At 72.5% G+C, this 13,928-nt stretch carries 11 protein-coding genes; all 11 read right to left on the bottom strand.

Features of this window, described 5'->3' with window-relative positions:
• Nucleotides 1-5: 5 nt before the first annotated feature.
• On the bottom strand, nt 6-1,715 hold the full coding sequence (locus ACIP4P_RS18705; protein ID WP_400919741.1) for an AMP-binding protein: 1,710 nt from the start codon (nt 1,713-1,715) through the stop codon (nt 6-8).
• Entirely contained in the window at nt 1,712-3,022 is a 1,311-nt protein-coding gene (locus ACIP4P_RS18700) for a flavin-containing monooxygenase (RefSeq protein WP_400919739.1), read from the bottom strand. The genes ACIP4P_RS18705 and ACIP4P_RS18700 overlap by 4 nt, the downstream gene beginning before the upstream one ends.
• Nucleotides 3,019-3,402, bottom strand: coding sequence for a hypothetical protein (locus tag ACIP4P_RS18695; RefSeq protein ID WP_400919738.1), 384 nt, complete (start codon nt 3,400-3,402; stop codon nt 3,019-3,021). Before ACIP4P_RS18695 ends, ACIP4P_RS18700 begins: the two co-directional genes overlap by 4 nt.
• Nucleotides 3,399-4,529, bottom strand: a complete 1,131-nt coding sequence (locus ACIP4P_RS18690) for a saccharopine dehydrogenase (protein ID WP_400919736.1) — start codon at nt 4,527-4,529, stop codon at nt 3,399-3,401. Before ACIP4P_RS18690 ends, ACIP4P_RS18695 begins: the two co-directional genes overlap by 4 nt.
• Nucleotides 4,522-5,946 (bottom strand): flavin monoamine oxidase family protein, encoded by a 1,425-nt coding sequence (locus ACIP4P_RS18685; protein WP_400919734.1) that lies wholly within the window; start codon nt 5,944-5,946, stop codon nt 4,522-4,524. Before ACIP4P_RS18685 ends, ACIP4P_RS18690 begins: the two co-directional genes overlap by 8 nt.
• A gap of 3 nt (nt 5,947-5,949) precedes the next feature.
• Nucleotides 5,950-7,473, bottom strand: a complete 1,524-nt coding sequence (locus ACIP4P_RS18680; RefSeq protein WP_400919732.1) for an NAD(P)/FAD-dependent oxidoreductase — start codon at nt 7,471-7,473, stop codon at nt 5,950-5,952.
• Between the two features lie 4 nt (nt 7,474-7,477).
• Nucleotides 7,478-9,079, bottom strand: coding sequence for an aldehyde dehydrogenase family protein (locus ACIP4P_RS18675; RefSeq protein ID WP_400919730.1), 1,602 nt, complete (start codon nt 9,077-9,079; stop codon nt 7,478-7,480).
• A complete protein-coding gene (locus tag ACIP4P_RS18670; protein WP_400919728.1) occupies nt 9,076-10,434 on the bottom strand; it encodes a TrpB-like pyridoxal phosphate-dependent enzyme in 1,359 nt (452 codons plus the stop codon). Before ACIP4P_RS18670 ends, ACIP4P_RS18675 begins: the two co-directional genes overlap by 4 nt.
• Complete coding sequence (locus ACIP4P_RS18665) at nt 10,431-10,838, bottom strand: hypothetical protein (protein ID WP_400919726.1); 408 nt, start codon at nt 10,836-10,838, stop codon at nt 10,431-10,433. The genes ACIP4P_RS18670 and ACIP4P_RS18665 overlap by 4 nt, the downstream gene beginning before the upstream one ends.
• A 139-nt stretch (nt 10,839-10,977) precedes the next feature.
• The gene (locus ACIP4P_RS18660; RefSeq protein ID WP_400919724.1) at nt 10,978-12,579 is read right to left on the bottom strand and encodes an MFS transporter; all 1,602 of its coding nucleotides are present in this window, start codon (nt 12,577-12,579) and stop codon (nt 10,978-10,980) included.
• A 139-nt stretch (nt 12,580-12,718) separates the two neighbouring features.
• Nucleotides 12,719-13,789: a hypothetical protein gene (locus ACIP4P_RS18655; protein WP_350513298.1), complete on the bottom strand. Its 1,071-nt coding sequence runs from the start codon at nt 13,787-13,789 to the stop codon at nt 12,719-12,721.
• Nucleotides 13,790-13,928: the final 139 nt, after the last annotated feature.

Raw genomic sequence — 13,928 nt, 5'->3', positions numbered from 1 at the left:
TCCTCCTAAGCGCCTTCGCGCAACACGACGTCAGGGCGGATCGCTTCCGATCCGTCACCCCCACCGGCCTTGAGCTTTTCCGTGAGCAGGTAGCGCCGGGCCTTGACCGTCGCGGTCCGGCGGAGTTCGGCGCGGTCGACCAGGAGTGGAGCCCCGAGGCCGGTCAGGCCCGCCGAGGCGGTGCGCCAGGCGTCCTCGTCCAGCGGCTTCCCGTCGCGCATGCAGACGACCGGGACGGGCTTGCCGTCGCCGTCCGGCACCACCACGACCTCCTCCGCGTCGGGGATGCGGTCGAGCAGCACGTCCTCGATCCACAGGCAGCTCTCGACACCGTCGATGCGGTCGGCGACCCGGTCGAGGACCTCGACCTGGTGCCAGCGGCCGCGCCGGCCCCAGTCCCCGGTGTCGAACCACCGGCCGTGCCGGCGCCTGGAGAACGTGTCCGGAGTGCCGACGAAGGCCAACGCCTGCGCGCGGGTGCGCACCTGGACCATGCCGGGGTCGGTCTGTGAACGCCGGCGCCGGCCGGTGGCGGGGTCGGCGATCCGCACCCGCACGCCGGGCACGGGCCAGCCGACGCTGCGCGACTCCCGCCCGCTCTGGCGCCGTACCGAGCCCCTGGTCTGCATCCGCAGTGTCACCACCTGCGTCTCGGTCATCCCGTAGGACTGGAGCCAGACCGGCATGGTGCGTTGGGAGGCGTCCAGCAGCCGGCGGACGGTCCGGGGGTGGATCGCGTCGAAGGTGTTGAAGAAGACCCGGACGCTGGCGAACGGGTTCGACGGATGGTCCGCCAGCGGCTCCCAGCCCACGAAGGCGTTGGGGTGCGCCTCCACGATGGTCGGCCGGTAGCGGCCGAAGAGGCTCAGGACGGTCTCGTCGTCCGGGTTGCCGATGCCCAGCAACGGAGTCCCGCGGGAGAAGGCGGCCAGCTGGGTCGTGGTGGCCCGGACGTGCACGTGCGAGATGGCGCTGGCGAACAACTCGTCGGGGGAGTGGACGAACGGGGCCATCGCCTCGACCCCGGCGGTGAACGAGACGCCGGTGCAGGAGATTTCGGCGAGCTTCGACACCCCGGTGGTGCTGGACGTGTGGGTGATCATCATCGGATCGTCCGGCTTGAGCGGGTCGGGTGCCGGCACCGGGCCGCCCCAGAGGTCCTCCACCGGGATGCCGCCGTCGATCGGGGCGATGGCCGTGCAGGAGAGGTCGCGCAGCCGGGCCGCGTCCAGTCGCGCGTGGGCGGCGGTCGCCGGGTCGGTCACCACGAAACCGGGCTTCAGCCGGTCCAGCAGGACGGCGAGGATGTCGGGGTCCAGCCGCGCGGACAGCAGGGCCGGGATCGCGCCGATCCGGGCGCAGGCCCAGGCGAGCGCCTGGATGTCGTAGTTGGGGCTCTTGACGATCGCCACCCGGTCCCAGCGCCTGACGCCGGCCCGGCTCAGTACCGCCGACATCTGGCGGACCAGCACGGCGAACTCGACGTAGTCGAGCTCCACCCGCTGCTGCGGGTCCCAGGCGAAGGGCTGGTCCAGGTAGATCGGCACCCGTCCGAACCGCTCCGCGGCGGCCTCGGCCATCAGGCCGATGTTGAACGGCCGCAGGATCGGGAGACGCGGCCCGACCGCGCTGCGGAGCAGGCCGATCGGACTGGTGCGGCGCGCGGAGAGCGGAATCGTCGTCCGCCGCGCCGGTTCGCCACCGGTGGTGCTCATGGATGTGTCCTCCTCGTCGAGTGGGTACGGCGCTCGTCGGCGAGGAGGCGCTCGTACTCGTGCGGATCCACCAGCAGGTGCCCCGAGGAGTCGTGGAAGCGTCGGTCCTGGCGGCGCCGGGCCGCCCGGATCCGGGACCACATCTCGCCGCGCGGGGGCAGCCGCACGGTGCCGGTCAGCAGGTCGCCGATCCACTCCGACTGGGCCTCGGCCAGTGGCATCAGTGCGGTCATCGAGTGCAGCAGGCCGACGAAGTACAGACCCGGGAGCTCCGGCGGCACCGCCTGGTGGTAGAGCGGCGGTGCGTCGTCCCCACCGCGCACCAGCGACTCGTCGAGGAACGGGAACGCCAGGCGGTAGCCGGTGCAGTGGATGATCGCGTCCGCGTCCACCACCTCGCCGTCGCCGAACCGGACCTTGCCGCCCTCGGCGGACACGATCACCGGCTTCGGGGTGATCCGGCCGTGCGCGATGGCCGGCAGGAACTCGCTGTTGGCGATCAGCGGACCCCGACCCGGCCGGTAGGGCGGTGCGGGCAGGCCCCAGTCCGTCATGTCGCCGTGCACGAGCTTGATGACGAGGGAGACCAGGGGGCTCCGTTGCTCCGGGGTCAGCCGCCTCATCAGGGGGGAGAGGCGGTCGATCGGACGGCCCTCCAGGATCTTGGGGACCACGTAGTGACCGGTGCGCACCGCCAGCAGGGTGGTCCCGGCGACCCGTGACACCTCGGTCGCGATGTCCGCCGCGGTGGCGCCCAGCCCCACGACGACGACGGTGCGGCCGGCGAACTCCTCCGGTCCCGCGTAGTCGACGGAGTGCAGCTGACGGCCGGTGTACTCGCCGTCGAAACGGGCGTGGACCGGCTCGCCGTGCCGGCCGCCGGACGCCACCACAACCGCCTGGTAGCGGTGGGCCGTTCCGTCGTCGAGGGTCACCGCCCAGCTGTCACCGACCGGTTCGACCCGCCGGACCCCGGTGTCGAAGCGGATGTGCCGACGCAGGTCGTAGCGGTCCGTGTAGTCGTCGAAGTACCGGGCCACCTGGGCGTGGTGCGGGTAGTCGGGGAAGTCCTCGGGCATCGGGTGACTCGGGTACTGCATCACCGACTTGGAGGTGTTGGCGAACAGTGACGGGTAGCCGGGGCCGCGGCCCTGCGGCGGCGGGTAGCGCCAGAGGCCGCCCACCTGCGGGCCGCGCTCGAAGCAGTCGAACGGGATGCCGCGCAGCGCCAGCGACCGGCACGCCGCGATTCCCGAGGCACCGGCCCCGATCACGCACACCCGGTCCGTGGCGCCGGCCGCGTTCACTCGGCCACCTCGGCGCGGTCCGTCGCGAGCAGTCCCGCCACGCCGAGGCCCGTCGCCAGCAGCGAGGCCGCGGTGTCGACCGCCGCGGCGGAGCGCTTCTTGCCGGCCCGGAACCCGAGCAGTCCGGCCGCCACGTCCAGCGCGTCGCAGGCGATCCCGGCCCGGTACCACAGCCGCCGTGCGTCGCCCCGGCTGGCCAGCAGCCCGGCGGCCAGGGCCAGGTTGCGCGCGGCGAACAACCGGACCAGGTAGCGCCCTTCGGCGTCGTCGGGGATGCCGAGCGTCCTGGCGCCGACCCCCGGCACCAGGAACGCCGCACCGCCGATGCCGCGCAGCCCGCCGAGCAACAGCGCCGCCGTGCTCCCTGACTCCCTGCTCATGCGATGTCCTTTCGTGCCGTCGTCGACGGATGGGGGCCGGGGGGCCGGGTGAAGCCCGAGAGCCGGACCACGACGCCGGCCCGGCGCAGGGCGTCGAGGTCCGCGGCCGGCTCCGCGTACTGCTCGGGGAAGGAGATCCCGGGTGCCGTGTCCGGAGCCAGCACCCGTTCGGCGGCCAGCACCGCTCCGAGTGCGCTCAGGTGCGCCTGGCCCGAGGGGTCGAGCAGTTCGACCGAGACGGAGCGGGTGGCGTTGCTCGCGGTGACCGTCAGACCGGCGAAGTCCCCGGTGCCGGGGCGTTCCAGCAGTGCGGAGCGCACCCGGCGCAGGCCCGGCCGGGCCAGCAGCCGGAGCGTACCGGACCGCTTGAGGCCGACCAGTCCGTACAGCGAGGCCCGGCTCTGCAGCGCCAGCCGGGTCCGTACGGTCGGGACCCGGAGCAGCAGCGGTGCCGTGCTCTGCTCCAGGGTCCCGATCAGCGCGGCCGCCCGCACCACACCGTCCGGACAGCGCACCTCGCGCAGGTCGGACAGCGGCTGGGTGGGCCGTCGCCGGCCGTCGTGCATCGGGTAGTACGGCCAGGCGAGGCGCTCGCCGAACCCCCAGGAGTCCGGCCCGACCCGGTCGTCCGTCGAGGCGAGGACGGTGATGTCGACCCGTTCGGCGGCACCCAGTTCGCGCACGGCCGCAGCGGCCGACAGTGCGCCGAGTCCGGCGAACCAGCTCCCCGACAGGTGCACGGGGGCGGGCGGTCGTTCCCTGGCCGCGGCCACCGTGATGTCCAGGATCCCGGCCGGCGCGGCACGGTGGATGTCCGCGATCGGGATGCCCCGCCGCATGGCATCGACGATCAGGTGGTCGTCCGGGTCGCTCACCACGGCCAGGACCGCCGCCGGACGCTCCGGCAGGGCGGCCAGCGGTTCCTCGGCGCCGACGTCGACGGTGACCGTCGACGCCCCGATCGAGGCGGCCAGCGCTCGGGCGTGCCGGGGGGTGCGGCCGCCGAGGACCAGCGGCAGCCGCGGGTGGCGCTGCCGCAGGAGCCGGGACACCTGCGCCCCGACCACGCCGTAGCCGCCGACCACCAGGAGGGGCGCGGCCGGTGCCGGGCCGACCCGCCTAGCCACGGCGCACCGGGTCCGCGGCCGCGAGCTGCCGGACGGACTCCCCGGAGTCCCGGGCGATGATCTCGCGGGCCGCACGGCGGCCGGAGTCGACGGCGCCGCCCATCGAGCCCATCTGGTGCACGCCGCTCTCGGTGCCCGCCCAGTGGATGAGTCCGATCGGCGTGCGCAGCGCCTGGCCGTAGGCCGTGTACAGGCCCGGCGGGGCGAAGCCGTGGTAGCAGCCGCGGGTGAACTCCGCGTCCAGCCAGTTCTGTTCGACGAAGGCGCGGGGCCGTGCGGCCTGCGGGCCGAAGGCCTCGGCGAGTCCGGTGAGCACCGCGGCACGCCGTTCGGACGGCGTCAGCCGGGCCAGTGCCCGGGCCGCCGATCCGGTGACGAAGGCGGACAGCACACCGGGGCTGCCGTCGGACGGCGACGTGTCGAAGGCGACCCGGAAGGGGCCCCGATTGCTGGTGACCTGGCCGCTCAGTCCGTCGGCCCGCCAGAACGGTTCGTCGTAGACCGCCAGGCACTTGATCGCCGCACCTGCGGGCATCCGCTGGGTGAACTGGTCGCGGCTGCCCGGCAGTGCGGGCTCGTAGACCAGTCGACCGGCGAGCGTGACGGGAAGGGCGATCACGGCGTAGCGCGCCCGCACCTCGAAGCCGGTCCCGCTGACGAGCACCGAGTCCGCGCGCTGTTCGACGCGCCGTACGGCCGCGCCCGTGCGCAGCTCCTCGGGCAGCCGGGCGGCGAGCCGGTCCGGGATGCTGTGGGCGCCGCCCTCGAACCGGTAGCGCTGGATGCCGCCGCTGACCTCCACCAGGTAGCGGAAGCCGCCCGAGGCGTTGGCGTAGTACAGCACGTGCAGCAGCGACAGGTCGGCCGGGGAGGCGCAGTAGCCCGCCTCCATGACCATGGTGAGGAAGGCCCGGGCCGCGGGGGTGACCGTGTTGCGGCGGCACCAGGACCAGAAGGTCTGGCTGTCCAGCCACCGCGCGTTGGGCGCCCGCCAGGGGGCCTCGGGCGGGACGGTCCGGGCCAGTCGTTCGATCCTGAGCACCGCCTGCCCGAAGTCGGCCAGGGTGGCCGGTCCGACCCGCCACGGGAACAGCCCGGTGTACTCGTACCGGCGGCCGTCGAGGACGGTGATCCGCCTGCCCTCGTCGTACGTCCGGAACCCTCGGACGCCGACGGACGCGGCGGTCGCGGCGATGGCGGTGCTCTTGTCCCCGAAGTACTCGCCGCCGAGGTCCACTGCCTTGCCGTCGCCCAGGTCGAACCCCTTGAGCCGGCCGCCGACCCGCTCGCGGGCCTCCAACAGCCGCACGGTGTACCCGGCGTCCTTCAGCGTGCGGGTCGCCGTCAGCCCGGCCAGTCCGGCGCCGACGACGACGACGTCGGCCTCCATGCGGCGCTCGTCCGCTGCCTGCGACATCTGTCAGTTCCCCGTTCTCTCGTGGTGTCGCTCCGGCGCCGGCGCCGGCGCCGGCGCCGGCGCCGTCCGGCCCGCGGGGGCGGGGGAGGGGCCGGTCGTCCGGTCGTCCGTCGGGGCCGGCTGCCCCCGCTCCGCCCGGGGGGCCGAGGTCAGGTCCGAACTCGCCAGCGCGGGATGGCGGTTGATCCAGCGCCGGCGCGGTTCGCGGGCCAGCAGCCGGGCCGTTTGCCCGATCAGCGGCCCGCGCGGAGCACGGCCGGACAGCAGCAGGCGTCCGGTGGCCACGCCGAGGTCCCGGAGCGGGAACACGTCGTAGTAGCGCGAGCGGTGGCTGAACAGGTCCAGGAAGCGGTCGGTCTCACCGCGTTCGTTCAGCGCCCGGACGGCTTCGGGAACCATCGGCGGCAGGGCGCCCGCCTCGCCCAGGGTGGTGGCCAGCCAGTAGTGGCCCTCGAAGCGTCGGTCGCGCCAGTGGCCCCAGCGCCGGAGCGTCCGGTCCAGGTGCCGTGGTGAGCCGCCCAGGCCGTCGACGACGGCCTGGGCCAGCGCCTCGACCTGGAGGAAGGCGTCGCCGATGCCCCGGCCCGCCGACGGGTCCTTGAAGTGCCCGGCATCGCCGACGAGCACCCAGCCGGGGCCGGTGGCCTGCCGGAAGTAGCCCTCGAACTTCACGATGCCGGAGATCCGGTCGGCGATGCGGGCGTCGGCCAGTGCCGCCGCGGTGGGCTCGCAGGCGCGCATGTGGGCGAGCAGTCCGCGTTCGGTGTGGCGGCGGAAGTACTCCCGTTCATGGGCCTCGGGGGAGACGCCGACCAGGTACAGGCCGTGGTCGGCCGGCCCGGCCCACACCATCCGGTCCCCCCAGCGGTGGAACACGAACAGGTCGGAGTAGGCCGGGTCGGCCCCTTCGAAGAAGGTGAAGTAGTAGCTGCGCTGGTTGCGGTTGACGTTGTACTTGCGGGACCCGCACAGGGACGCGACGGTCGAGCTGCGGCCGTCCGCACCCACCACGAGCGGGGCGTGCAGACGTGCCTCGGAGCCCTTGGTCCGGGTCCGCACACCGCACACCCGGCCGTCGTCCCACAGGAGTTCGACGACCTTGGTGTCCGTCCGGACGTCGGCGCCGGACTCGATCGCCCCGTTCAGCAGGATCGAGTCGAGCAGGTGGCGCCGCAGGAACGCGGCGCCACCGACGTCGTCGAAGCGGAGCGGGAAGCGCTCGGTGAAGCGGACGTCGTCGAGCCTGGTGTCGGCACGCTTCATGAAGCGCACGCCGGTCTCCTCGACGGCCTCCAGCAGGCCCAGCCGCTTGAGGAACAGCAGTCCGTCCGCCTCCATCAGGTGCGAGGAGAGGGTCGGCCTCGGGAACACCGCCTGTTCGATCAGCGCCACCCGCAGGCCGGCGCGGGACAGGAGGGTCGCGAGCGGCGACCCGGCGCAGCGACCGCCCACGACGATCACGTCGAACCGTTCGACGGCCGACCGGGTGCGCCGGGGTGGGCCCGGGGGAGAACCGTTGGTCGACATGGCGTCAGTCGTCCGCCTTCTCCGTCGTGGTGAGGACCCGTGGGTCCAGGGGGCGGGGATCGCCGGTGCCGCGGACGATGCCCTGGAGGTGCGTGGTGCGCAGTCCGGCGTAGTTGAGCTCCCCGTAGGGGCCGCCGGTCTGCCGGTTGCCGCCGTGGGTCGACAGGATCGGGCTGAACCCGATGTGCGAGTCGTTGATCTTCAACTGGCCGCCGTTGCCGACCTCGGTGGCGAACCGGTCGACGAGGTCCTCGTCCCGGGTCCACAGCGAGTTCCGCAGCCCGTAGGCGTTGCCGTCGAGGAAGTCGACGACGGCCTCGAAGAGCCGCTCGTCGGAGTCCTCGTCCGGGACGATCACCGGGAGCAGCGGGAAGAAGGTCTCCTCCCCGACCACGGACAGGCCGCGGGCCCGCTCCAGCCCGTCGAGACGGATGACCGTGGGCTCGCAGAAGAGGCCCGTGGGCGACTCCAGCCCGTCGAGGCCGACCCGCTCCCCGCCGCAGAGGAGTCGTCCGCCGGCGCCGAGGGCCTCCGCTTTGAAGTCGAAGAAACGGTCGACCTTCAGCACCGGGCTGAGCAGGACCTCCGGGTCCTCGGGCTGTCCGGGACGCAGTTTGCGGACCCGCTCCACGAACAGGTCCAGGAACTCCTCGGCCACCGCCGGGTGGACCACCGCGTACTTGGGGACCATGCAGATCTGGCTCGAACCGTAGAAGCTCTCCTCCAGGGCACGGGCCGCGGCGTCGAGGTCGGCGTCCCGCCAGACGACGAACCCGTCGTTGCCGGCCAGCTCCAGGACCGCCTTCTTGCCGTTCCTGAGGCACTCCTCGCCGAGCTTGAGCCCGGCCGGGCTGTCACCGAAGAACAGGATGTCGTCGACCAGCGGGTTGGAGACCCAGTCGCGGAGGATCCCCGCGGCGGGGCCGCAGATCAGGTTCACCGTGCCGGGCGGCGCACCGTGCTCCTGGAGGATCGGTACCAGGAGCTCGCGGTAGACGAACATCACGCTCAGCGGCGAGGAGCGGGGCGCCTTCACCACGAGCGTGTTGCCGGCGAGCAGGGCGAAGATGCCCATGGTGGAGTTCGAACCGGCGGCGTTCTGCGGCGGGTTGACGCACACGACGCCGTCCGGCTTGCGGACCAGGTCGATCCGCCGGCCCTGCGACTCGAAGGTCTGGTGCAGCTGGGACTCGTACCACCGGATGGTGGCCTCGTCCGTGCCGCACAGCATGCCGCTCACCTCCCACTGGGCGAGCCGGCGGGGGTGGCCCTCGGCGATCAGGATCTCGATCAGCTCGTCGGCCCGCGCGGCGAGCCTCCGGTTGAACTCGACGACGATCCGGCTGCGGACCGCCTGCGGGGTGCGGCCCCAGGCCCGGCTCGCCTTCCGGGCGGCCCGGACGGCGGCGTCGTTGGCGTCCATGCCGCCCAGCGCGCAACGGGCGACGACGTCGTCGGTCGGTACCGCGCCGCGGTTGAGCTCCAGGGAGCGCTTGAGGTCGAACGCGGGCTTGGGGTCCTCCAGGAAGGCGGAGGAGCGCACCACGTAGATCCAGCGGTCGCCCTCGACGTCCTGTCCGTCGATGTGCAGCGGGTACGACTTCACGAGGCCGTCACCTCCGGACCCGGGGTGACGAAGTCCTCTTCCTCGACGTCGCGCAGCGCGCCCGCGTTGAACCGGCCGTACGCCTCCAGGTCGAGCAGGCCGTGGCCGCTGTAGCAGAACACGATGGTGGCGTCGCGTCCGGTCCGCTTGCACTCCTCCGCCTTGTCGATGACCGCGCGGATGGCGTGGTTGGTCTCCGGTGCCGGCAGGTAGCCCTGGGTGCGGGCGAAGAGGGTGCCGGCCTCGAAGACCTCCGTCTGCGGGTAGGCGACCGCGTCCAGCAGGCCTTCGTGCCGGATCAGGCCCACCTGGGGGGCGCAGCCGTGGTACCGCAGGCCGCCGGCGTGGATGGGCGGGGGCACGAAGTCGTGGCCGAGGGTGTAGGTGTACACGCCGGGGCCGCGTCCGCCCGCGTCCGCGAAGTCGAGGCGGTACTCGCCGCGGGTCAGCGGTGCGCAGGCGTCGGGTTCGGCCGCGACGATGTCGATGTCCGCGCCGTTGAGCTTGTCCTCCAGGAACGGGAAGGCGAAGCCGCCGAGGTTGGAGCCGCAGCCGACGGAGGCGATCAGGTAGTCGGGGGAGCGGCCGACCTCCTTGAGCTGCTCACGCACCTCCTGGCCGATGACCGTGTGGTGCAGCAGGCAGTGGTTGGAGAAGGCCCCGACCGCGAGCCGGGCGCCCGGGTCGTCGTAGACGCACTCGATGGCCTCGCTGACGGCGGTGGCCTCGCTGCCCGGGTGGTGGGGGTTCTCCGCGAGCAGCTTGCGGCCGAACTCGGTGGAGTCACCGGGGCTGGGACGGACCTCGGCCCCGTACGTCTCCATCAGGTGACGCCGGTAGGGCTTCTGGTGGTAGCTCGCCCGGACCATGAAGACCAGCAGGTCCAGGCCCATGAGCCGGCAGGCGAGGGCCAGCGCGGTGCCCCACTGGCCGGCGCCGGTGTCCGTCACCAGCTTGGTGTGGCCGTCTCGCTTCGCGTAATAGGCCTGCGCCAAGGCGGAGTTGAGCTTGTGGCTGCCGCTGGGCGAGGTCGCCTCGTACTTGAACCAGATCTGTGCGGGTGTGCCGAGCTCGCGCTCCAGGGCGACGGCGCGGATGAGCGGCGTCGGACGCCACATCCGGTAGGCGTCGCGCACCGGTTCCGGGATGGTGATCCAGCGCTCCAGCGAACTCTCCTGCGCGGCCATGGCCTTGGAGAAGAGACGCTCCATGTACTCCTTGGTGACCGGCCGGCCGGTGGCATTGTCGAGGTACTTCTCCGGGAGTCGCGGCAGGTCCGGCATGACGTTGTACCAGCGGGTCGGAATCCGGTCGACGGGGAGGTCGACCCGGTCCATCAAGTGCGAGTGGTTCATTTCCCCGTGTCTCCTTGACGTGGTTTTTCGCGGAACGCGGCGGAGCGGTTCTCGAAGAACGGCGCGCCCGGTACCGGCGCATTCCTGTGCGCGCCCGCCGGCGGGCGGGCGGAGTGGCGAAAGCCGAAGAACCGGCGGCCGGGCGGCAGGGGGAATCCGGGCGTGCGGATGAATTCCGCTTCCTGGGCGTGGCCGTCGGCGGCGGCGTGGTCGGAATTCGCCACCGGGTAGTGATCGGAGGTCGCGGTGAAACGCGGAACTCCGGTGAATTCTCTGGTCTTTGCGATCGATTCGCGTGGGGCGGGATCGCTCCCGAAAGTGTTTGCGACACTAACAGCCTGATTGTGGTGCGGGCAACGGCTTCCGGTCGCCTGCCGATTCACCCGCGAATTGCGCGCGAACATGTCAGCGGCGGGACGGGTTCGTCGAAGTCGCGGGGGGAGTTCGACGAACGGGAACGGCCGGCCGCCCGCGTTCCGTGCCCCGTGGGGCGGAATGCGGACGGCCGGCCGTGGGGTGCCCACCGGGGGCGGGCGGACGGCCCTACTGGTGGGCCGCCTCGGGGGTGCCGGGGTTCTGCGGCTCCGCCGCCAGGTCCGGCGGGATGCCGTCCAGGGCGGTCGCGTGCAGGTCCTTGGCCCGCAGTGAGAACGCCGCGATCACGGCCGCCACCAGGGCGACCACGGCGCAGAGGACCATGGCGTCGTGGAATCCGGTGGTGAAGGCGGCTCGGCCGTCGTCGACGATGCGATCGAACAGTCCGGGGCCCGCCGCGCGCGCGGCCGTGTCGATGCTGCCGGCACTGATCGCCGTCGCGGTCTCCCCGGCGTGCGGCCCCAGCAGGCCGGCGGAGCCGGAATGCAGGAACGCCTGCGCGACCCGGTTCTCGAAGATCGACCCCGCGACCGCGATCCCGAGGGCGGTGCCCACCTGCTGGAATGTCTCGTTGATGCCGGACGCGACACCGGCCCTGGCCGGCTCGGCGACACCGATGGCCAGCGCCGCCCGGGTCGGGTTGAACAGGCCGAACGCCGCACCGGTCACCAGCAGGCTGGGGACCAGCGCCGTCCAGCTGTTCTCGGGGTCGCTGAACAGCGTCAGCAGCAGGGCCCCGCCGAGCAGGACCTGGGAGGCCGCCATGACGACCCGGAACGGCACCCGGCCGGCCATGCCGCCGGCCGCCGCACCGAAGAAGAACATGCCGAGCGAGAGCGGCAGGAACTGCAGTCCGGCCTCCCAGGGCGAACTGCCCAGCACGCTCTGCAGGTAGTTCGTCTCCAGGAAGATGGGCGGAAGGCCCGCCACGTTGGCGAGGAACGTCACCACGCACAGGCCGATGAAGGTGGGGCTGCGGAAGACCGTCACGTCGAACATGGCCCGTTCGCCACGGGCTCGGGTCAGGGCCGCGAACGCGCAGAGGGACACCGCGGAGACGACGTACAGCGCGATGTTGGTCGCCGAGAACCACCCGTCGGTGTTGCCGCGGATGATGGCGAGCACCAGGGCGGCGAGGCTGACCGTGAAGGTGACCATGCCCAGGACGTCCGGCGGGTTCGCCGTCCCCGAGCGCGACTCCCGGAGCCGGCGCATCGCCAACAGGCAGGCCACCCCGCCGACCGGGACGTTGATGAGGAAGATCCACCGCCAGCCGGGACCGCTGGTGAGCGCGCCGCCGATCAGGGGCCCGGTGGCGACCGCGATGCCCACCGCGGCACCGAACGCCCCGAACGCCTTGGCCCGCTCCTTGCCGTGGAACTCGTGTCCCAGCAGGGCCGGACCGACCGCGAACATGACGGCCGCCCCGATGCCCTGGACGCCCCGGCTGATGTTCAACATGCCGATGTTCCCGGCGAGACCGCAGGCCAGCGACGCCAGGGTGAAGACCACGAGGCCCACGGTGAAGGTCTTCTTGCGGCCGCTGCGGTCCGCCACCGCGCCCGCGGTGACGAGAAAGGCCGCGAGGGTCAACGCATAGGCGTCGAAGACCCATTGCATGTCGTTGAAATCGGCGTCCAGGGATTCGTGGATACCCGGCAGCGCGATGGCCACGATACTCAGGTCGAGCATGAGCATGAAGGTGCCGACGGATACCACCGTCAGCGTCCACCACCGCAGTGCGGCCGGTGGTTGTGATGTCGCGGTCATGCCGCCTCCGTAGCATCAGGGATGGAAGAGACGGGAAGGCGTCCGGCCGGTGTCATCGCCCGGGGGCTCCGGGCGCTCTTCCCGCTTGGTGCGTTCCGGTGTGCGTCCGTGGCCCTCGGCTGCGGTCGAATGCCACGGGTCAGGTCGCGGACGGCGGCCCGGCGGTCTCGGACCGGCCGTCCATGGCGCGGGCGAACTCCAGCCACTGCTCGGCACAGGCGCGTGCCATCAGGGCCACGGCGTCCGCCCGGTGCGTCGGTACGCCGTGCGCCAGCCGGTTCCACTGGTCCGGCTTCGCCAGGTGGACGTTGAGCAGCTGCAGCAGCTGGCGGCCGGAGTCGGACAGGCGCAGGGAGGGGTCCTTGCGCAGGCTCTCCAGCGTTCTGGAGTTCGCGGGGTACGCCGCCCCCTGGCCCTGGGGCATCGTGTCCACCGGGCCGCCGACCCCCGTACCGGGCGAGGGTTGACGTCGCCGCTGCCGAGGGGGTACCACGTCCTGGCTGCGGAGCATCCGCTGCCGGACGTCCCGGGCCGTCGCGACCGCGATTCCCGCGGCGTCGGCGACCTCGCGCAAGGACGCCGTCGGGTCGTCGGCCATCAGCCGGCTGGCGAGCAGGCGGCCTTCCGCGGCGTTGAGCGGGCGGATCCGACCGTCCCTGCCCAAACGGGCGTTCAATTGCGGATGGTCGGCAGTTGAACGGCGCCGGACCGCGGCGACGGTCCTCGCCGCCAGCCCGGAGGCCTCCGCGATGCGGCGGTCGGACCACTGCGGATGCGAGGCGATGATCCGCTCCGCGGACGAGGTCCGGTCCGCCTCGGTCAACGGCAGGCCGTGTGCGTGGTTGAGGCGGACGGCCAGGACGAAGGCGTCCTCGTCGCGCCCCTCGAAGAGCCGGGCCCGGATGAACTCCTGGCCGCGCAGGGCGGCCGCACGGACCCTGTGCATGCCGTCGACGACCTGCCCGGTGTCCCTCCGGACGACGATCGGTGGCAGCGGCTCGTCCACCTCGGCCAGCAGCCGGACGTGCGCGTCGGATTCGCCGGCCACCCGCGGTGAGTCCGCGGGCAGCAGCGACTCGACCCGGACCAGCACGACGGTGTCGCCGAGCAGGCCGCTCGGTTCGGGTCGCGAGGCCTGCGGCGACGCTTCGATGATGCTCCCGGATTCGTTCGGGTGGTCCGGGCGTGACGGCTCCACTGCATCGTTCATGATCCCCCGTTCGTTCGCCATACAACTCGACCCCCGTAGCTGCGGGGTGGCGAACCCTCGCAGCTTGCATGCTGATCACCACGTCGAATGTGCACGGCCCCGACGCAGTCGACGCCGTGTCCTCGGCCCGAGTCGACTC

Source organism: Kitasatospora sp. NPDC089509 (assembly GCF_044749365.1).
In the GTDB taxonomy this organism is placed as follows: domain Bacteria; phylum Actinomycetota; class Actinomycetes; order Streptomycetales; family Streptomycetaceae; genus Kitasatospora.
The sequence above is the reverse complement of the archived record's forward strand: the minus strand, read 5'-3'. Positions and strand labels throughout refer to the sequence as shown.